Origin of the sequence: Sphingomonas aerophila, assembly GCF_014199305.1 — a bacterium.
Taxonomy (GTDB): domain Bacteria; phylum Pseudomonadota; class Alphaproteobacteria; order Sphingomonadales; family Sphingomonadaceae; genus Sphingomonas; species Sphingomonas aerophila.
Genome location: NZ_JACIJK010000022.1, coordinates 1 through 17,313, shown reverse-complemented (window position 1 = coordinate 17,313; position 17,313 = coordinate 1). Strand labels below are relative to the sequence as shown.

Below are 17,313 nucleotides of genomic sequence, written 5' to 3'. Positions count from 1 at the left end.
CCGCTACCCGCCTGACCGGGTCGAAGCTGCGCCGTGCCCATTCAGCGATAGCCTCGGCTCGGAACCAACCCCGACTTCTTCAACACAATCGCCCATTTGCTGCCGTTCCACTTTAGCCTATCCGATACGATATGGCTGATGGCTCGCTGGACGCGGACACGATCATCGCGGAGATTGACGCGGGGGCAATTAGGCCGACGACCCACAAGGTGGTTCGAGCCCTTCACCGACATATGCAATTGCAGGCGGAGATCCAACGGAGAGCGTTGGACACCTTCGATCGAGGCGAGCAAAGCTCACGCGGTGCCGAGGTCGCGCAGGAGATGTGGGCAGCGATGCACCCTCTCGCGGTCGATCAGCAAAGCGGCCTCCGGCTCTCCAACTGCCTCGTCAGGCCGGATGAGGCCGTGGACTGGCATCTTGCCGAATATCTCATATTGTGGGCGCGGCAGCAGGGGCTGTCCGAACAACAGATTATTGAAGCGTTCTACTCGGCGTAAACGACCGCTTTCCACCAGTTGCGGGCGTTCGCGGGCCGGCTATCCTATTGACGGACCCTGACACGGTCGGCGTGGGCAAGTCTCGACAGAGAGCTTGTTTGGCGGATTCGAGTCCTGCCCACGGGTCTCGCCGAAACGTCGTGACTTTCGAGACGGCCAGGCGGCGCGACGTCCAACCTATTCCAACAGCCCCGATCGTTTGTGGGGCGGCCGCTCACGCCCACACCTCGACGTCTAGGCTTGCAATCCGGTCTCCCGATCACGGACGTTCGTTAAGAATGAAGCCATTGATAAAGCTGATCGTCGAAAGGTTTCAGCATGGCCTTTGCTGTCTCTTGGCTCTGGCCGGGTCCCGATATGAAAAGCGCGATCTCCATGTTTCCCAGATATATTGGGGAAAGCTCGCAAACCTTCGTGGCCCTTGCGGCAGGTGGATCGGAACAAGAGATGCGTGCTCCGTCGGTGACCAACGCTGCGCGGGTGGAGGGCCAAGTGATCGACCGGAAGTGCATTTGCGATTTCTGAGTGGAGAGTGCGCTGAGATAGGCAGATGCACTACGCTCAGTCCCCTCCTCATCGACAAGCCGTAATGACTTGATCTCAACGAACCGAACATCTAGCGGGACAGCAGTCTTGCGCTGGCACATAGAAAACCGCTGTTGGGGAAGTTCGACGTAAGCCAACTCTGCTCTGTTCAGGTATTTAAGCTCAGGTTTGACGGTTTTTGGAAGTGTCAGAACCTGTCCGGCTATACGCACTCTGAAAGCGTCTGTTCTCCAGCATTCCGACGTCTGAACTGACTTGATCGGGCTTCGTGTGCAAAAGTAGGTCAGCGCCGCCAACGTCAGCAAGACAGCAAAGCCGGGCCCATTCCTCATCAGCTGAGCGTAGCTAGGACCCTGGTTGTCCGCAATTCCGCCAACTTCCTCATTCCCGGGATCAATGCTTTCCGGGACTAGGCTAACGCAGCGAGATGGCCCTTACCGACGTTTTGGTTGCAAGAGCTGCCATTCCGCTTTCCCCCACAATCAGACATTCAGATCCGATCGCAGCGAAAAGATGCTCCGCTCTGGTCGTGCTCGGCCTCAGCTTGTCGGCGTCTCCTCTAGGGTCGGCGTCGTCCCGATAGCCCAGCAATACCCACGCGGCCATGTCCGCGAACGGCCAAAGATCGGGGTAATTGCCGCCGCCCTCCGTTCTGCGTTGCGGACGTTTGTTCAGCGTGACAGCATTGCGCGATGAACATCAGGATCGTGCGGCGACCCATTGGAGAAGCTCCGGAGTGGGTCAGAGACGCATGGACCGGATTGACATTACCATTAGCCTCGCAGCGCCAGCGTGAGTGGCGAGGGTTGGGCGTGCTTACGGGGCCACGCTGCCGGCTTTCCCAAATATGGGCGGTTCTCTCTGGTAAGACGTTCCTCGTGAGCGGGTACCTCGTGAACGCCAAGGCGGCGATCGATCAGCTAGCCGACCATGATCCACCCGCCGCTGCGTGGTGGCGGGAACACACGCCCCATATGCTCACTGGCCGCCGATACTTCGCATTCGATGCTGCTGCTTGCGAGCAAAAGCCATGCTGATGATCAGCAGCGTTTCGGCGGTTTGCATCCAGAGCTAACCGTTCCCTTTGCCAGCCGATTAGGGCCGATGGTTGCCGGCCCGCCGGCCTTCTGCGAACTTAAGCCATGCTCCCGCCAGAACTTAGCGCCGACACGCCCCAAGCCTATCGTGCCCGCGTCATGATCAACGTCCTGAACGCGGTAGTTAAGGCCGGCAGGGCAGGCGGCTCGGAAGAGAGCATGGTCGAGTTACAGATGGCGCTCACCGGCATGTGCGACGCCATTGCCATGCTGGTCGCCGCGTCAGGCGAGGATCATACGCCCAAGGACAGGCGCGACACAGCAGACCTATGTCGCCGTCACGTGTTGACCGCCAGCAACGGCATCGCCGCCAAGCTCGCTGCGGGTGAGGAGCTGCCCTGGACGCTTCAGTCGCTTGGTGAGACGCACTGAGGGACGCGTCAGGTTACTTCCCGGGCATCAGGGTTGGAGCGTCAAGGAACGACGGGACTCGGCCTCGGGCGACGCTGTCATCCCGCAATGAAGTCAGCTGCGCGGCCGGATCACTCGTAGTAAGATCCACCAGTCAACGAACAGGGCTGCAACGCAGATCAAGATAGCTGGCGCGACACGTTCCATCGCTGTCCTCTCCTGTACCCTCGCCCGTGCTCCGACCTGTTATCGGCCGGGTGCTGGGCGAAGGTTAGACGGTATACACAGGCGCAGGGGAATAGCTGTGGGCTGATCGAGGTCGTCGGTGCCGGCGGACCCACTTCGGCACAGCTTGGCCGCCGCACGATACGAAAGGCAGACGTTCTGCCGCCGGGTATGAAGGTTATCTGTTTCGGCGGGTACGTTACTGTGTATTACTTGTCGCTGCCCCGTCTGCAGGAGCAGAAATATGCCGCGCTACCATCTCCACGTCCTTAGTGATCTCCATGCCCTCGACAGAGAAGGATGGGAGCTACCCAACTTGGAGCTGGCGCTACGAGAGGCTGTTCAGGGCGCGCGAGAGCTGATCGCGGCAAGCATTTTGGCTGGCGAGCCAGTGTGCCGGCAGCACCGGATCGAGATTACAGATACAGAGGGCGAGCACCTTTCGACGGTGCGCTTTGGCGATCTTGTCGACCTTCGACCCTAACGACTGATGGGAGGCGGCTATCCACTCTGCAAAAAGCAACTTCTTCGCGCTCCAGAATCGCCGTCCACATGACTGCGCGACCTACTCGCGCCTTTCTGTCCGCCAGTGATCAAACATAAATTTCGGGTTCGATTAGCCTCGCATGCTCCTTCTCCGTCACGCCGTAACCGCCAGCCGCGAGGGCGAGCAGCGCGTCAGCGTTCAAAATCGTCGCAAGTCCGCGTGAAGAGCGAATCAGGCCGGCTCCCTCGAGTTCATGGAGCGCCGCTGTGACGCCGCTCCGACGGGTTCCGACCATTACGGCGATGTATTCGTGCGTGACCGCAAGCTGGTCTGACCCAACACGGTCGCGGTACATGAGAAGCCAGCGCGCTAGCCGCGGCAATAATCGCTGCTGTCCGTTGCTGATCAGTCCTTCGGCGAGTTGCACCATCTTCACCTGGATCGAGCGCAACAGGACGCTGCGGAGGTCCGCGTCTTCGGCGACAAGCTGCCGAAAGCTGCTCGCCTCGATCATGATGCCAGTCACCCGGTCTGCTTGGACGATCGTGCTGTACGGCCAATACTCGCCGCCGAGTACGAGGGGCGTTCCGCAGAACCCTTCGGGGCCCGCAATCCCGATAGCCGTGCCGTACTGCTCGCCAGGTTTGACGATCGACGCCACCCCGCTTTCGATGAACAATGCGGCAGCTATCGGTTGATCGGCCTCGCTGATCACTTCTCCCTTTAACAGGTGACACGCCGGCAATGCGGCGCCATGCGTGCCAGACTAGGCGCAGGCGTGATCAAGAGAAGATCGTTACCCCCGTGCTTGAGCTCGCTGGCGTCCATACGGAGTGCCTCTCATGCTCGTTCGAAATTCACAATTCAGATCCAAAAAGGATCTTCGCTGCACTGGTAGGCATGTCAGATCTCGATGAGATGCTCCGCGATAGTTCGCGAACGCTAGATGCCCTCCCAGAGCGAAAGGTCGAGCGTTTCGTTCGCGCACGCTGTGTTGGGCAGCCAGCCTTAGCGAGTTACGTCGAACCGTTGGTCGCAATCCTGTGGGTAATCTAATCTAGGTTCAACTTTGGGCTAGTTAACCAAAGTACGGCCGCCTACGAGATGACGCGACGCAGACTACGAGATCAATATGAACGAGTTCTGGAAAAAACCCGCGATCCTATGGTGCCGGCGGGATGGGCAAGGTGCGCCCTCCGAAGAACAGGCAGTATCTCACCTAAACAGCGGATCGCTGGAGGCGATGGTGCGCGCGGCAATCGAGGCCGAGGCAGTCCATTCCGCGCGCGAAGCAATCTTGTTCATTGACGTGGACGCAAAGCGCATGCTGTCCTTCGCAGAGATCAGGCGGCTGCGCGGCGCCCCGGACTTCCCGGTCGAGATCTAAAGGCGGCCGATCGGGTCGCGCACATATTCACTCGCCTGACTGGGCTCGATCGCTTCTAGCAATCGCAAAAAGCTGCCGAAGGTGCCGTCACCAGCTAGCGGGTGAGCTCGCCGCAGGTTCTCGCCTGCCGCAGCCCTGCCTGCTTCGTGAACCTGCACCTCTTGGTGCTTATCGCCCGTTGGCATCGCGATTCCCCCGGGCAACAACGTCCCCCGAAAATTGCGTACTGTCCAATGTTATCGTGAACATATTCTGGCGGGTGGCCTGAAATGGGCGGCAGACCTTATCCGAACTACGAATACCCAACACTTCAGCGTGTCCCGCAGAGTCTCGTACGGGTACGGGAGCTGCTCCTTCGGCTTTCGCTTGGCCACAAGGGCCGCTCAGGGTAACGCCTGCGCCGTAGGTACTGGCACTGGTTCATGTCAGGCCGGAAGCTCCGTCAAGCCGGCACCCGCAACCGTGCTAACACGAGGCCGAAAGCGGCCCCGAGAGCCACGCCGGCTGCCAGGTGATCCGTTGCGGCCCCACACGCGTTCGCCGCCATTAAAATCAGGGTCGCGGAACATCAGATTGGAGCTTTTCCGAGGCGCTCGTCAATTGCTGTCTTAAGCTGTTTCCTAAAGCTTTCACTATACAGATAAGCGTCAACTCCGTCGCAACCTTCCTTCTTCAGCGTACGGCGGATGTCTTCAACCGATCGCTCGGTTCCTGACTTTGCCAGTTGAAGGGCCCGCTCAGTAGCGCTCAGGTTATGCACGACGTAGCTCCGCAAAGTGACCGATAACCAGCTCCGAGTTTATCGCTGTCTGCGCCATCCAGTATTGGGCTGCACAGCTCTCTCATGATCACTCATTCTGATATCCGCGGCCGACAAACTCACTCATGCTCGCCGTGTTGATCTTAGGGATCGTGCTTTCAGCAGCCTCAAGCGCTTCAATCACGATACTGAGATCGTCAGCGGTAAGGCCGACACCAGCGTTGATAACCTCGCCAACCTCCAGCGTGGCCCGATAGCGGCGCAGTCGTTCAAGGGCAGCAGGGAGCGGAGACATGGTCTCCGTGGTAGGCGTTCACCAAGCACAAGCAATAACCTGGATGGTGGATAGAGCTTTAATTGAGTATGGCTGGACGCAAACATCGCTTAGTCTACAAACCTCGGCAGCTTGCAATCTTCAGGCCCTCATCAAGCGAGCGTCAATTAGGTCCTGCAATTCGAGGGCCGTTGACGGACCGGACAGGTAGACGCCCACGGACGGATAACGCTCGGTTTCTAGCTGGCGTTTCAATTCAGCAACCGACTGGCAGCTACCATATCGAGCAATTTCGTATGCTCGTTCCACCGTTGCTTGCTTGCCCACCATTATGACGGCGTAGGCTCACCAGCGGGAGAATCTTCAACGAGGTTAAGGCTTCGCACGATTGATAGGCTCTCATTCCAAAGCGTGGCAAGATTGCCGGCAGAAGCCGCTGTACTTCGATGTTTCTACCGCGCACTCGTCCCGGCGCTGGCGGCGTCGCTTCGCGCGGAGGTCATTCAGACTGCGCGCAAAACGGGGTGTGGACGCGTTAGCATCTGCACCTTTTTCCCGTAGCCCTCAGCCAGCCGCAGGTGGATCACCCTGATCTCAGGATTCGTTGCTAGCGCGGCTTGCTGGCGCGCCTTTGCTTCGCGGGCCCGGTAGTAGGCTAGTTCAGGGTCGTCCATGGTAGGTCCCCTTGCTGTGCGAAGAGGTAAGGTACGCCCATTGCGATCGAGAAATGTTGATATGCGTTGATGATTTTCATGCTGGCCGCTCTCAATCGGCCTTCGCGCAGGCAAACCGTAGAAGCCGATCCCGGTTTTCCCTCGACCCCGATCTCGGCCAACCAAGGTCACCGCAGTTGCTCCGCAGGACGTACTGACCAAGTGCACAGCCTACGGCTGACGGCCAGCAGGCTTCACGTGATAATATAGTGTTCAGCCACGGAAATGGCCACGCTCGCTCGCATGCGGTCAATCTGCATCAAGCGCCGTGGAGCTAAAGTCGTGTAAGAAGACGCATCGCCGACATCGCAAGAGCAGGTCAGCGCCCGGGGGTATCTGGAAGGCCCCCGCTCAATGCGGTGAGACTATGCCAGACGAGATCGAGTACCATGCCGGCCGTTGCTTCCAGGAGCGGACACGGGCAACCCACGCAGCCAGCCGAGCGTCCCGTGATCTTCACAGCGACTTGGCGGACCGGCGCCTAGCTAGGTTTCGGCTGCTGCGAGACGCGGCCGCAGCGTCGGTAAACTGATCCGAACGGCGTTCGCTGACAGAACGCACCATGGCGGACCCAGAGCAGACCTACGTGGAAAGCGGGAAGCCTTGGACGGACGGCTCGGAAACGCCGGAAGTCACCCGGCGGCTGGCGCCAATCTATACAGCGACAACGACGCCCCCACAGGTCAGGTGTCTCTTCCACCTGGACTGCAATGAGATCGTAGATGCCTACATCCTTCACAATCGTCTGCATTCTAATCGTGCTATTGCTGGCTCTTGGCGGGTTGAGCGCTGCCAGGCGGCTTGCCCGGTATCGTGCGCGTGGAAAGGACCTGGGCAAGGCACGTCCGGGAGATCGGGCTGACCTTTAACTGCCTCGCTCTCACGCGCGACAGGTTCAGACCTGCGGCACCGGCCTGAAGCTCGGCGGCTCTGCCGGAAGTGCTGGCGCATCGACACCGAAGACCGCGATGGTGAACAGCACCAGCTGGCGTTCGTCCGTCACCTCGACGCGGACTTCTTCACCAGCCCACACCAGGTCCGGTTTGAAGCGGATCAACTCGCCAATGTAGCGCGCGGCTTCAAGGCGGGCGGCTTCAAGCGTCGGCAGCTCGAGCCCCACCACGTCAGGGTCGTAGACGGCGCCCGCAAGATTGAAGAAGCACAGCATCGGTTCTTTTCACGCATCAAAGCGCGGGCAGGCGTGCACTGGTGCCCACCGGAGGCACCGCAGCCAGCGATGTGCCTCCGGCACGCATCACTCTTGGCTTATTGCTGGCTGCCGCTCGTCCCGCCAGTGCCGCCCGAGGTTCCTGTGCCAGAAGAGCCGGAGCTGCTGGAGCCGCCGGACATTCCCGAAGAGCTGGATGAGCCGCCGCTGGTTCCGTTCGAACCGCCCGATCGTGTGGCAGACTTCCCGCGGCTCTTGGTCGAGTGCTTCCTTGCGCCCGAGTGCCGGCTGCTCGTTGCGCTCGCGCCCGATCCGCCCGACCCGCTGCTCATGCCAGTGGAGGATCCCGACTGCCCGCCCGATGACGTGCCGCCACTTGTTTGAGCTACGACACCAGCGGTCATTCCAATAACGGCTGCGGCAGCAAGCATAGCTTTTACGATGATCATGGATGATTCCCTCGCTTGAGTTCGACCTGAACGCTTCGGGAAGAACATATTACTTCCATGCCGCTGCATATCTCTCGTTGACGTACATCAGTAATTTGCGGCGACTTAGGTTAAGGCGCGACGTGATGCGGTTCGTTACTGCTTGCGCAGCTTAGACAAGGAACGCCAATCATAAGAAACTCAGTTCGCGCCTTGTTGGGTGTGTTGTGTCTCGCGTCTGCAATGCCCGCATACGCCCAGGCCACGTCGACCGGCACATCAGATGATCGTTCCGCGGCGGACGCCGCCCCATCCGAGGGCAGCGGCATCTACGTTGCCGTGGGTGGTGGCTTGGTTCTGAGCGAGCGTCTTCGCACGAATGCAGGTGTCTCTGCCAAGCTCGACGACGGCTTTATGGGGCTTGCCGCGATAGGCGGGCGGGTCGGGCCGTTCCGTGGTGAGCTGGAAGGGAGCTACCGTCGCGCCTCGATCAACAGCGCCACTGGCTTTGGACTTCGTGCAGTTGGCAGAGGCCGTGTGTCGGCCTTGAGTGGGATGGCCAACTTGTACCTTGAACCGTCTCTCGGCCTCGGTGCAATACGCCCTTACCTCGGTGGCGGCGTGGGTGTGTCTCGTTTTCGGGCCCGAGATGTTGGCGCCGTCGGTCTTCCGGTGAGCGCGCTCCCCCTGAGTATTGGCACCGTATCCGGCAGCAAAACCGTCTTCGCCTATCAGGCAATGGCAGGGCTGAGCGGTCCTGTCACGGACCACGTCACGGCGTCGTTCGGCTATCGCTATTTCGCGACCCCAAGCGCTGATCTGAGTGCGCCACTCGTCGGGTCGGTCCGTGTTCGGGGACTCAGATCACACGGCATTGAAGCCGGCCTGCGCTTCGGCTTCTAAAGGCGCCGAGCGCCAAATCTGGTCTTGAGATGGGCCGGTCAGCACGACGCCGCATGCCGCGAAGTCGGAAGGTTAGCTGTTTTGAGAGCGTCAGCGTGAAGCTACGGGCAGCTGGCCACCGCCTGCAGCCAAACATAATGGCGACCGCGCCGAAGAGATCGAGCCGCTACGTGACCGGCGACGTGCATTTCCGGCGCAGGACGGGACGTCGATCGAGAACGTGTGACGGCCGGGGTGGGCGCGACATGGCCATGAGCCACCGGCCTATTGTCACCTTTGTGAAGGCCTAAGCCGCGCCGCATTGCGCCCCACATCAGCATAGGTCCGCCCTGCTCGATGCTTGAGAGCGCTCTGAGCAGGGCGGAAGGCGCTCGGCGTCGCAAAGGTCCGAACAGAACACCGAGTCTTGAAGTAACTTGCGCTCGTGGCCTGAGTTCCAGTTCAAACTAATGGATCGTCCCGAACCGAGACGCGGCAGGGCAGGGGCGATGGCCGGGTGCTAGCGATCCATGCGCGTCCTGAAGGGGGACGTCTCCGGCCGTCGCTATGGCAGTTGTAACCGGCTTCCCGAACGGTACCCTGCTTTCATGTGCAACCGCTTCCGCATGACTGCCAAGCAGGCCGAGCTTGCCGCCCGGTATGGGGTCGAGCCGATCTACCCGGAGGACGCGACGTTACCGCCGCCCGAGCTGTTTCCCGACCGCCCGGCGTGGGTTGTGCGCCAAGGCTCGGCAGGGCTGCAGCTCGACACCATGGCATGGGGGTTTCCGCGCAAAGTGCCCGGTAAGAAGATCGACAAGGCAACGGGAAAGCCGGTGCTGCTCGACACCAAAGTCACGAATGTGCCGAACTACACCTCGCCATTTTGGAAGACGGCCATGGCCAACCCCGAGCGGCGCTGCCTCGTCCCGTTCACCAGCTTCAGCGAGTATGGCCCGGGTCCCGCCGGTAGGCGCCCGCTGTTTTGGTTCGACGTGCCCAGCCGACCCATCGTCAGCTTTGCAGGCGTGTGGCGGCCAACGGAGAGTGGCCCGGTGTTCGCGTTCCTGACAACCGAGCCCAACCCGCTGGTTGCGCCGATCCATCCGAAAGCCATGCCAGTGCTGCTGGACGAGGAAGATGAGGAAAGCTGGCTGACGTGCTCGTTCGACCAGGCGGTGGCGCACCCCCGGCCATTTCCGTCGCAATTGATGTCAGGGCAGCAGGCGCAAGATCCACGGGCCGTAATCGGCGAGGGTGAACAGGACTCCGAAGGCGATCAGCAGGCCGACCAGCCCAGCCTCGATCTCTAGCACGGAGGGGCGGCGCAGCTTCATGCCGCTGCAGCCTCAATCAGCTGCTGGAGCTTGGCCGCGATCTAGGGCCTGCTCAAGCCGTTGTTCGCTTCCCGCAAGACGGTCGTCAGCATCCTCAACGCCACGCAGAAGGCTATCGAGCTTAGCGTGCATCGCCTCGTCGCGACGGCGCGCGACTGCCTCACGAGTTTCACCAACGTAAAGGATCGCGGAGGTGATCGCGAGGGCAAGAATGGAAAGGAAGAGCGTCAGCGCTAGCTCAGTGCGGGCCGCGATCGTGAAAACCGCGCTGGCTATCGAGAGAGCGACGAACAGCACGACCATCCTGCTGTCGGCGAAGATCGCGACCGTTCGCTCGGACACGGCACAGGAAAAGGCATTGAACCGCTCGAACATGCCTGGCGAGATAACCTAGATTGAATGAAGCAGCTATGAAGGCGAGTGACGCACCCGTCCCGAGCGTGACTGCAACTTGCTTTAGATTAGCTCTATCGCGTGCGTGCCTTTGATGATTGCCAGAGGCGAATGCTGGCACGCTAACGGTTATTACGCCAAATGCGGATCGCCGGACGTCGAGCCGGCGTGATCCCGACTAGTGCTGCAGGCGGCGCGACAGGCCTTTATTCTCAGTTTGAAACCTGCAGAGCCGGACGCGCGTCGTTCCGTCATAGGGCCGGCATGCTTGATCCACATGCCGGCCACGGTCGTCAGTGAACCGTGTTCACCGCGGCAGGTGAGGCTACCGGGACAACCGGAACTGCCGCGACAGGCGCAGCTACCGGCGTGGGGACGACAGCGCTTCCCGGAACAGGTGCAGGTGCAGTCTTCAGAGCCTGCCTGACGAACAGCTCCTTGCCTACCTTCTCGAACGCGTCCTGGTACACAGTCGGTTCAACGATTGGTTCCTCGTCGGCCGAGCCGCCAAACTGATTGGCGCTGTTCTTGGTCATGACGAAGTTCAGTCGAACTCGCGCTGAAGCCGGGCCCCTGTCTTCAATGTAGGCCGAGACAACCGGCGTCTTCTTCGATTTTCCGATCCCAACGAAGGGCATCCACGTCATGTGCGTCTTGCTTGACGCGGCGCCGGTGATCAGACCGGTGTCTCGGTCGGCAGAACCGATCCGGTAACCGGAGTCCTGAAGCACCGTCATGACCGCGGCAAACGCGACGTCCTTGGAGGTCTCGAACTCACGGGATTGGATCTGCTGAAGCTCAAGGCTGCTCACCTGCTTCTTCTTTGCAACAGCAACACCGGGCAGAGACGCTGCGATCAAGGCCGCAACAACAAACTTCTTCATACCTTCCCCCTGTTATTAGAACGAGCTGCTACGGCTCTTGAAGTCGCTAACGACCTTTCGGGCATCGAACTTGATGATCAGTGTCATGGTTCGGCTCGAACTCTCGGTGCGTGACTTACGCTTGCCAAACCCAAGCCCACTGCCGCCTGCGATGCCATCACCGCCTGCACCGAGCAGCATGCCGATCGAGAAACCGGAAGAAGAAGAGCTATCAACCGTCGCTTGACGATCGTAGACCCAGACTTCCTGGCCGTTGCCGTCTATTGTAGTGATGTTCGGAGCGCCGAACGTCTCCAGCAGCTGAGCTTGGCTTGTTTCGCCAACCTTCACAGTCAAGTTCACCATGCCATTGGTGAGCATGTTAGGCGCGTCACGATCTTTCGCGTGCGCGCTCAACGCAGCGCACGCAAGAGCACACGCTAGGATAGCCTTCTTAGTCAAGCATGCCCCCTTTGCGGGATGTCAGACAGACAACACCGCCGTTCCGACTCAGCTGCCCCCAGCCAAGACGCGCGAGAGATCACCTCAGAAGTCTTTCGCAGTCAAGGAGCTTGTTACCATCAATCTGGAGGCAATGAACTAGCCGTACGCTCCCAGCGTGGTAAGCTGCCCTTTGCCGTCATGAGAGTATTTTCGCTGCCAATTATAGTTGGTGCCCTTATGGCGATCTCGCCTATGTCGTCAGCCCACGCTCATTCAGGCGGCCTGGACAAGAATGGCTGCCACCGCGACCGGAAGAACGGCGGTTATCACTGTCACCGCAGCGCTGGCTCGCCCGTTTTGGGTCTGGTCGCCCGCGCTCCGCTATCCGGCGCAGGTCCGGGTACGGCTTTTCGCAATTGCGCCGAGGCCCGAGCGGCGGGGGCCGCTCCGTTGCGAGCCGGTCATGCCGGCTACAGCACTCGTCTCGTCGCGATCGGAACGGGCAGGCGTGGGTCGACCGACATCCTGAGAGGCAGGCTGCCGTCGCACCATGGGACATCAGGCGCGCAGCCGGGGCCAGATAATTAAGCCAGGCTAAGCAACTCTTGCGATAGTGGCCGTTCCGCGGGGGCGGGGGCAAAACCTACGTGCGGGTAAATCGGTTTGGGGTGGGGCTTGCTTTGTGCTCGCTCGCGGGTTGCGGTGGCGGCACAACGGACAAGACCGGGTCAGTGCAAGTGGCAACGGCAGCCCCAAGCGCAGCGCCAGTCTTGGCCGCGCCCACGCCTTCTCCTTCGCCTTCTCCTTCGCCTTCTCCTTCTCCTACGAGCGCGATTGCCGATCTCGATGTTCTCGTTGTGATGGGTCAGAGCAACGCCACCGGCGTTCAACGGGAGCGGACGACTGACTGCGGAACGCGGAACGTGAATTAATCGGGAACATCTCGGTGCAGGCGGACAACGGCGAACAGCGACGGTCAGCGAGTTATAGTCATGTCGGGTGCGCCAGCTTTCATCATGAAATTCGAGCGGCAATCGCCAACGGTTGGGGCAGTTCGGCGCCCCTAAGTGGCTGATATCGTGCAAGCGAAAGTTTTCGTACCAACCGGTATAGAAAGCGCTGATTGGGGGATCAGGCCCGCCGCCTATTTCGCAGTCTCCTCAATGGAGACCCGTAATGACAGATTTGAACGGCAGCGTCGCTCTTGTGACTGGTGCTTCGCGTGGCCTCGGACGCGCATCGGCCGCGCGCCTTGCCGAGCGGGGCGCCCGCGTCCTCGTCCATTATAGCTCCAGCCGAGATGCGGCTGACGAGCTGGTTCGCGACATTCGTGCCAAGGGCGGCGCAGCGGACGCGCTCGGGGCAGACCTGTCCGCCCCTGACGGCGCACACCAGCTTGCGGCAGCGGTTCGAGAGCTCGGCATCAACCAACTGCACGCGCTGGTGCTGAATGCCGGCATCGCCGATCTGGCCACCATCGAAGACCAGACGGTTGAGTCCTTTGATCGCCACTTCGCCGTGAACGTGCGCGCTCCGTTCTTCCTGGTACAGCAACTCCTGCCGCTTCTGAGCGAAGGGAGCAGCGTCGTGTTCCTGTCCTCGGTCGTCGCCCGCGCGGCCTTTGACGGAACGTCGATCTATTCGGCCACCAAGGGCGCGGTTGAAGTGCTGACCCGCAACCTGGCGAAGGAACTTGGACCTCGCGGCATCCGGGTGAACGCGATCGCTCCGGGTGCGATCGACACGGACATGGCACAGGTGTTCCTTGGGACCGAGGAAGGCCGCGACTACATCAAGGCCCTTCAAGCTCTGAAGCGTATCGGCCGGCCCGACGACATCGCCGATGCGGTATTGTTCCTGGCGTCCGATCAATCGCGCTGGGTGGACGGGCGATCAATTGAGGTCAGCGGCGGCGCCAACCTGTAGCCCAACGCCGGCGCAGACGGATCGCGTCTGTGCCGGCATTGCCGCGATTGCCACGGCCCTGTGGGGACCTAGCTGAAGCTCTCGGTCAGCTCGACCGTTTCAAAGCTATACCGCTTCCAACCCCGCTGCCGTGCGGCATCCTGCGCCGCTGCCTTCTTGCCACTTGCCTCTTTCAGCGACTTCGCGTGGCCCCAGAACACCTCGGTCTGGCCATCGCTCAGATAGGCGACGATTCGCCAATAGTGAGTCAACGGTGCCGATGTCGGGCCGATCGTCTTCACATAGCCGTCCGGCATCGTCGCGGTCAGGAAGCGTTTTCTCTTAGCCATGGGGCGGGGCTGTACCGGTTGCGGGGGTGTTACGATCGCACCCGGTTCAGACGCTTGCGCCCCGCCTGACGGCCAGCGCAACGCCCGCCCAGTCGATGTCCTCACCTTCCGTGGCGATGACGCTGCGCAGGTGGTCGCGGACGATGCCCAGCAGCGGCATCGGCGCGCCATAGGCGGTCGCGGCCGCGTCGGCCAGCGTCATGTCCTTCAGGCCGAGCGGGGCGGTGAAGCCAGCCGGTCGAAAGCGATCCTCGACCAGGATCTCGCCGTATGTCTGATGGATGGGCGCGTTGAACAGCGTGCCTGTCAGGACTTCGAGTAATGTCCGCCGGTCAACACCGCCCTTTTCGGCAAGCGTCATTGCCTCCGCCATCGCTTCCACCGCAGCCATGATCATGAAGTTTCCGCTGAGCTTGACGAGGTTAGCCGACGCGGGGCGGTCCCCGACCCGAAACAGGCGCTGGCCGATTGCCGTGAACAGTGGCTCGCCTCGGTCGATTGCTGCGCTTTCTCCGGCTGCAACGACGAACAGCTTGCCTGCGGCGGCCGCTGGCGGGCGGCCGAAAACAGGTGCGGAAACATAGCCGCCGGGACCGGAACTCCCGGCAAGCCGATCGGCCAGCGCCACGCTGATTGTGCTATGGCCGATGTGCAGCGCAGATCCCTGGCCGATCCCGCCGTCCCCGAATACCACCGCCTCCACTGCGCGATCATCGGCGAGCATGGTCATCACGACGTCGCCCTGGGCGGCGTCGACCGGGCGTTGGGCCATAGTTGCACCCTGCTCGGCCAATGCGGCTGTCTTGTCGGGCGAGCGGTTCCACACCGTGACCTCGTGGCCCGCCTTGATCAGGTTGGCCGCCATGGCGCTGCCCATCTGACCCAACCCGACAAAGCCGACTTTCACGATGATTTCTCCATGAATTGTGCGAAGTCCTGCGCGTAATCGGGATGCCAGCGCGACAGGGCAGGGCGGTTATGGATGATGTCGCCCGCCGCCCAGGCGATACGGCGTTCGTCCATCGTGCGGGTGACGTCGTTGTCCGGGCACAGAATGTAGAAGTCGCCGCGCGCCATTCCGTCCAGCATGAAGTCGGCGACCTGGCCAGCGCTCCAGGCCGCCGTTGGCTGCTCCATCGCTCCGCGCCGCCTCGTAAAACCGGTAAAGGTGAAGCCGGGGATTAGCAGGTGCGCGCTTACCCTGCCGCCGGTGGGTAGCAGTTCATGCGCCAAACTTTCGGTGAACGCCTTCAGGCCTGCCTTGCTGACATTGTAGGCCGTGTCGCCGGGGGGCAGGGTGATGCCTTGCTTGGACCCGGTATTGACGATTGCGCATGGCCAGTCCGCTTTCAGCATCGCTGGCAGAAACTGCTGCACGCCATAAACCGCGCCCATCAGGTTGGTCGCGATCGTGCGCTCCCAGATGTCAGCGCCGGCGAGGATACCGCCGCCGCCCTCGCGCCCCGCATTGTTCATCAACAGCGACACTGGACCAAGCGCATCGGCCGATCCCTTCAGACGCGCGAGTTCGGCAGGGCTGCTGACGTCCAGGCGAACCGTCGTAACCGGCGCTCCCGCGTTCCGGAGACGGTCGGCGGCAAGGCCGAGTGCTTCGTCGTCGATGTCGGCGAGCAGCAACGTCATTCCAGCCGCGCCGAACCGCTCGGCTGCGGCCAAGCCTATGCCGCTTGCGCCGCCGGTAACAACTGCGACGCGCCCCGACGCGATGGCTGGGTGATTTGCCATGATCCGTCCTTAGTTCGGGACCGGCGCATCAGCCGAAATCAGCGAAGCGTCGCGCAGTTCCTGCCACACCGCGGCAGGGACAGTGGCGGTCATCAGTCGGGCATTGTCCTCAACCTTCTCCGCTCTCTTCGCGCCAGGGATGATGGCGGCGACCACCGGGTGCGCGGCGCAGAACTGAAGTGCCGCCGCGCGAATGTCCGCGCCATGTCGTTCACAGATCGCCAGGATCTTGTCGCGCTTGGCGACCATCTCGGGCGGTGCTTCCTGGTAGTCGAAGTTGCGACCCCCTGCGAGCAGGCCGGAATTGTAGGGGCCGCCCACGACAACACGGACACCCCGCTCCGCGCACATGGGAAAGAGCTGGTCGAGTGCAGGCTGGTCGAGCAGGCTGTAGCGTCCGGCGAGCAGGAACACGTCCGGGTCGGCTTCTTCCAGCGCCCGGATGCACGGCTCGGTCAGGTTCACCCCCAGCCCCCACCCCTTGATCACGCCTTGGTCGCGCAGGTCGGTCAGCGCGCGGAGCGCCCCGGTGCGTGCGAGCTCGAACTGCTCGGTCCATTCCTCGCCCAGGTGATCGGCGGCCAGGTCATGGACGAAGGCGATGTCGATCTGCGCGAGGCCCAGCCGCTGGCAGCTATCCTCAACCGAGCGGACCGTTGCGTCATAGGAATAGTCGATCTCCACCCTGAAAGGCAGGCCGTTCTTGAAGGGAGGGTTGTCCGGCCGGCTGGCATCGGGGCGGAGCAGGCGGCCGACCTTGGTCGAGAGGACGAAATCCTCGCGGGGGTAGCGCCGCAATATGGTGCCGAAACGGTGCTCCGACAGCCCGCTGCCATAATGGGGAGCGGTGTCGAAATAGCGGACGCCGGTGTCCCAGGCAGCGGCAAGCGCCGCCTCTGCGGTCGCATCGTCCACCTCCTCGAACATATTGCCAAGCGGAGCGCCCCCGAAGCCAAGCGGACCGGGAGGGGCGAAGTGAGGCATGGCGGGATCCTTGTGTCGCAATCGCAGACGCTTGCTCGTTAACCGCGTCACTCGCGCCAACGTTCCAGGCGGCTGCTCCGTTGAGGTTCTTTCCTCGGCATGGCGTTGCTCACCACGGGCGAGCGACCGAAGGCGCACGCGGCGATGTGGGTGGGCGATGGCGTCCCGGTGAAATCTCTGTAAGCGAGCCCCGTCATGAGCATCGTCGCCTCGACCGAAGACTTCCGCGAACTGGCGCGCCGACGCCTTCCGCCGTTCCTGTTCGAGTATATCGACGGGGGATCGTACAGCGAGACGACGCTGGGCCGGAACCTGTCCGACCTGCGCGAGGTGCAACTGCGCCAGCGGGTGCTGCGCGACATCGGCACGCTGGACCCGTCCACCGAGCTGTTCGGGCGCAAGATGGCGCTGCCGGTGGCGCTCGCGCCGATCGGGCTTGCGGGCATGAACGCTCGTCGCGGCGAGGTGCAGGC

At 61.7% G+C, this 17,313-nt stretch carries 22 protein-coding genes; 10 read left to right on the top strand and 12 right to left on the bottom strand.

Annotated features, from left to right (window positions below; all coding sequences use genetic code 11):
* The first annotated feature begins 131 nt into the window (after positions 1 to 131).
* The 3 genes from FHS94_RS19270 to FHS94_RS19995 all read left to right on the top strand — a co-directional run bounded on the left by FHS94_RS19270 (position 132) and on the right by FHS94_RS19995 (position 3,203).
* A complete protein-coding gene (locus FHS94_RS19270; protein ID WP_221234911.1) occupies positions 132 to 500 on the top strand; it encodes a hypothetical protein in 369 nt (122 codons plus the stop codon).
* Between the two features lie 1,688 nt (positions 501 to 2,188).
* The gene (locus tag FHS94_RS18885; protein ID WP_184060831.1) at positions 2,189 to 2,515 is read left to right on the top strand and encodes a hypothetical protein; all 327 of its coding nucleotides are present in this window, start codon (positions 2,189 to 2,191) and stop codon (positions 2,513 to 2,515) included.
* A 448-nt stretch (positions 2,516 to 2,963) separates the two neighbouring features.
* Complete coding sequence (locus FHS94_RS19995) at positions 2,964 to 3,203, top strand: DUF6894 family protein (protein ID WP_425506204.1); 240 nt, start codon at positions 2,964 to 2,966, stop codon at positions 3,201 to 3,203.
* A gap of 109 nt (positions 3,204 to 3,312) precedes the next feature.
* Here FHS94_RS19995 and FHS94_RS19860 read toward each other — a convergent pair whose 3' ends face one another.
* Positions 3,313 to 3,951 carry a Crp/Fnr family transcriptional regulator gene (locus tag FHS94_RS19860; protein WP_343055367.1) on the bottom strand — a complete coding sequence of 213 codons (639 nt, stop codon included), beginning with the start codon at positions 3,949 to 3,951 and terminating at the stop codon, positions 3,313 to 3,315.
* Positions 3,952 to 4,338: 387 nt separating this feature from the next.
* Between FHS94_RS19860 and FHS94_RS18875 the strand changes: the two genes are divergently transcribed.
* Positions 4,339 to 4,593, top strand: a complete 255-nt coding sequence (locus tag FHS94_RS18875; RefSeq protein WP_184060826.1) for a hypothetical protein — start codon at positions 4,339 to 4,341, stop codon at positions 4,591 to 4,593.
* Here FHS94_RS18875 and FHS94_RS18870 read toward each other — a convergent pair.
* From FHS94_RS18870 to FHS94_RS18855, 4 genes are all read right to left on the bottom strand, one after another.
* A complete protein-coding gene (locus FHS94_RS18870; protein ID WP_184060824.1) occupies positions 4,590 to 4,778 on the bottom strand; it encodes a hypothetical protein in 189 nt (62 codons plus the stop codon). The genes FHS94_RS18875 and FHS94_RS18870 overlap by 4 nt on opposite strands.
* 663 nt (positions 4,779 to 5,441) lie before the next feature.
* Complete coding sequence (locus FHS94_RS18865) at positions 5,442 to 5,648, bottom strand: hypothetical protein (protein ID WP_184060822.1); 207 nt, start codon at positions 5,646 to 5,648, stop codon at positions 5,442 to 5,444.
* A gap of 482 nt (positions 5,649 to 6,130) precedes the next feature.
* On the bottom strand, positions 6,131 to 6,301 hold the full coding sequence (locus FHS94_RS18860) for a hypothetical protein (protein WP_184060820.1): 171 nt from the start codon (positions 6,299 to 6,301) through the stop codon (positions 6,131 to 6,133).
* 934 nt (positions 6,302 to 7,235) lie between these two features.
* Positions 7,236 to 7,508 carry a DUF6894 family protein gene (locus tag FHS94_RS18855; protein WP_184060818.1) on the bottom strand — a complete coding sequence of 91 codons (273 nt, stop codon included), beginning with the start codon at positions 7,506 to 7,508 and terminating at the stop codon, positions 7,236 to 7,238.
* A 144-nt stretch (positions 7,509 to 7,652) separates the two neighbouring features.
* Between FHS94_RS18855 and FHS94_RS18850 the strand changes: the two genes are divergently transcribed.
* The 3 genes from FHS94_RS18850 to FHS94_RS18840 all read left to right on the top strand — a co-directional run bounded on the left by FHS94_RS18850 (position 7,653) and on the right by FHS94_RS18840 (position 10,131).
* Positions 7,653 to 7,892 carry a hypothetical protein gene (locus FHS94_RS18850; RefSeq protein ID WP_184060816.1) on the top strand — a complete coding sequence of 80 codons (240 nt, stop codon included), beginning with the start codon at positions 7,653 to 7,655 and terminating at the stop codon, positions 7,890 to 7,892.
* Positions 7,893 to 8,149: 257 nt separating this feature from the next.
* Complete coding sequence (locus FHS94_RS18845) at positions 8,150 to 8,839, top strand: outer membrane protein (RefSeq protein WP_221234910.1); 690 nt, start codon at positions 8,150 to 8,152, stop codon at positions 8,837 to 8,839.
* Positions 8,840 to 9,348: 509 nt separating this feature from the next.
* Positions 9,349 to 10,131, top strand: coding sequence for an SOS response-associated peptidase (locus tag FHS94_RS18840; protein ID WP_221234909.1), 783 nt, complete (start codon positions 9,349 to 9,351; stop codon positions 10,129 to 10,131).
* A 36-nt stretch (positions 10,132 to 10,167) separates the two neighbouring features.
* Here FHS94_RS18840 and FHS94_RS18835 read toward each other — a convergent pair whose 3' ends face one another.
* The 3 genes from FHS94_RS18835 to FHS94_RS18825 all read right to left on the bottom strand — a co-directional run bounded on the left by FHS94_RS18835 (position 10,168) and on the right by FHS94_RS18825 (position 11,792).
* Complete coding sequence (locus FHS94_RS18835) at positions 10,168 to 10,530, bottom strand: hypothetical protein (protein WP_184060810.1); 363 nt, start codon at positions 10,528 to 10,530, stop codon at positions 10,168 to 10,170.
* Between the two features lie 311 nt (positions 10,531 to 10,841).
* Entirely contained in the window at positions 10,842 to 11,432 is a 591-nt protein-coding gene (locus FHS94_RS18830; RefSeq protein WP_184060808.1) for a hypothetical protein, read from the bottom strand.
* 15 nt (positions 11,433 to 11,447) lie between these two features.
* On the bottom strand, positions 11,448 to 11,792 hold the full coding sequence (locus tag FHS94_RS18825) for a hypothetical protein (RefSeq protein ID WP_246349106.1): 345 nt from the start codon (positions 11,790 to 11,792) through the stop codon (positions 11,448 to 11,450).
* A gap of 99 nt (positions 11,793 to 11,891) precedes the next feature.
* Between FHS94_RS18825 and FHS94_RS19855 the strand changes: the two genes are divergently transcribed.
* Together FHS94_RS19855 and FHS94_RS18815 are read left to right on the top strand one after the other, a co-directional pair.
* Positions 11,892 to 12,443 (top strand): YHYH domain-containing protein, encoded by a 552-nt coding sequence (locus FHS94_RS19855; RefSeq protein WP_343055365.1) that lies wholly within the window; start codon positions 11,892 to 11,894, stop codon positions 12,441 to 12,443.
* A 588-nt stretch (positions 12,444 to 13,031) separates the two neighbouring features.
* Positions 13,032 to 13,781 (top strand): SDR family NAD(P)-dependent oxidoreductase, encoded by a 750-nt coding sequence (locus FHS94_RS18815; protein ID WP_184060804.1) that lies wholly within the window; start codon positions 13,032 to 13,034, stop codon positions 13,779 to 13,781.
* Between the two features lie 68 nt (positions 13,782 to 13,849).
* On the opposite strand, the gene FHS94_RS18810 is transcribed toward FHS94_RS18815, so the two are convergent.
* From FHS94_RS18810 to FHS94_RS18795, 4 genes are read right to left on the bottom strand one after another with little or no spacing between them, the layout of a single operon-like run.
* A complete protein-coding gene (locus FHS94_RS18810) occupies positions 13,850 to 14,110 on the bottom strand; it encodes a hypothetical protein (RefSeq protein WP_184060802.1) in 261 nt (86 codons plus the stop codon).
* Between the two features lie 46 nt (positions 14,111 to 14,156).
* Entirely contained in the window at positions 14,157 to 15,017 is an 861-nt protein-coding gene (locus FHS94_RS18805) for an NAD(P)-binding domain-containing protein (protein ID WP_184060801.1), read from the bottom strand.
* Positions 15,014 to 15,856: an SDR family NAD(P)-dependent oxidoreductase gene (locus FHS94_RS18800; RefSeq protein ID WP_184060799.1), complete on the bottom strand. Its 843-nt coding sequence runs from the start codon at positions 15,854 to 15,856 to the stop codon at positions 15,014 to 15,016. The genes FHS94_RS18805 and FHS94_RS18800 overlap by 4 nt, the downstream gene beginning before the upstream one ends.
* Before the next feature lie 9 nt (positions 15,857 to 15,865).
* Positions 15,866 to 16,840 carry an aldo/keto reductase gene (locus FHS94_RS18795; protein ID WP_184060797.1) on the bottom strand — a complete coding sequence of 325 codons (975 nt, stop codon included), beginning with the start codon at positions 16,838 to 16,840 and terminating at the stop codon, positions 15,866 to 15,868.
* A gap of 195 nt (positions 16,841 to 17,035) precedes the next feature.
* Between FHS94_RS18795 and FHS94_RS18790 the strand changes: the two genes are divergently transcribed.
* The coding region (locus FHS94_RS18790; RefSeq protein WP_184060795.1) for an alpha-hydroxy-acid oxidizing protein at positions 17,036 to 17,313 on the top strand (278 nt) is incomplete at its 3' end.

Excerpts from the sequence above, each read along its gene's own strand:
- FHS94_RS19270 (WP_221234911.1), top strand. The coding sequence starts at position 132 with ATGGCTGATGGCTCGCTGGACGCGGACACGATCATCGCGGAGATTGAC.
- FHS94_RS18885 (WP_184060831.1), top strand. The coding sequence starts at position 2,189 with ATGCTCCCGCCAGAACTTAGCGCCGACACGCCCCAAGCCTATCGTGCC.
- FHS94_RS19995 (WP_425506204.1), top strand. The coding sequence starts at position 2,964 with ATGCCGCGCTACCATCTCCACGTCCTTAGTGATCTCCATGCCCTCGAC.
- FHS94_RS18875 (WP_184060826.1), top strand. The coding sequence starts at position 4,339 with ATGAACGAGTTCTGGAAAAAACCCGCGATCCTATGGTGCCGGCGGGAT.
- FHS94_RS18870 (WP_184060824.1), bottom strand. The coding sequence starts at position 4,778 with ATGCCAACGGGCGATAAGCACCAAGAGGTGCAGGTTCACGAAGCAGGC.
- FHS94_RS18865 (WP_184060822.1), bottom strand. The coding sequence starts at position 5,648 with ATGTCTCCGCTCCCTGCTGCCCTTGAACGACTGCGCCGCTATCGGGCC.
- FHS94_RS18860 (WP_184060820.1), bottom strand. The coding sequence starts at position 6,301 with ATGGACGACCCTGAACTAGCCTACTACCGGGCCCGCGAAGCAAAGGCG.
- FHS94_RS18855 (WP_184060818.1), bottom strand. The coding sequence starts at position 7,508 with ATGCTGTGCTTCTTCAATCTTGCGGGCGCCGTCTACGACCCTGACGTG.
- FHS94_RS18840 (WP_221234909.1), top strand. The coding sequence starts at position 9,349 with ATGCGCGTCCTGAAGGGGGACGTCTCCGGCCGTCGCTATGGCAGTTGT.
- FHS94_RS18835 (WP_184060810.1), bottom strand. The coding sequence starts at position 10,530 with ATGTTCGAGCGGTTCAATGCCTTTTCCTGTGCCGTGTCCGAGCGAACG.
- FHS94_RS18830 (WP_184060808.1), bottom strand. The coding sequence starts at position 11,432 with ATGAAGAAGTTTGTTGTTGCGGCCTTGATCGCAGCGTCTCTGCCCGGT.
- FHS94_RS18825 (WP_246349106.1), bottom strand. The coding sequence starts at position 11,792 with ATGCTCACCAATGGCATGGTGAACTTGACTGTGAAGGTTGGCGAAACA.
- FHS94_RS19855 (WP_343055365.1), top strand. The coding sequence starts at position 11,892 with ATGTCAGACAGACAACACCGCCGTTCCGACTCAGCTGCCCCCAGCCAA.
- FHS94_RS18815 (WP_184060804.1), top strand. The coding sequence starts at position 13,032 with ATGACAGATTTGAACGGCAGCGTCGCTCTTGTGACTGGTGCTTCGCGT.
- FHS94_RS18810 (WP_184060802.1), bottom strand. The coding sequence starts at position 14,110 with ATGGCTAAGAGAAAACGCTTCCTGACCGCGACGATGCCGGACGGCTAT.
- FHS94_RS18800 (WP_184060799.1), bottom strand. The coding sequence starts at position 15,856 with ATGGCAAATCACCCAGCCATCGCGTCGGGGCGCGTCGCAGTTGTTACC.
- FHS94_RS18795 (WP_184060797.1), bottom strand. The coding sequence starts at position 16,840 with ATGCCTCACTTCGCCCCTCCCGGTCCGCTTGGCTTCGGGGGCGCTCCG.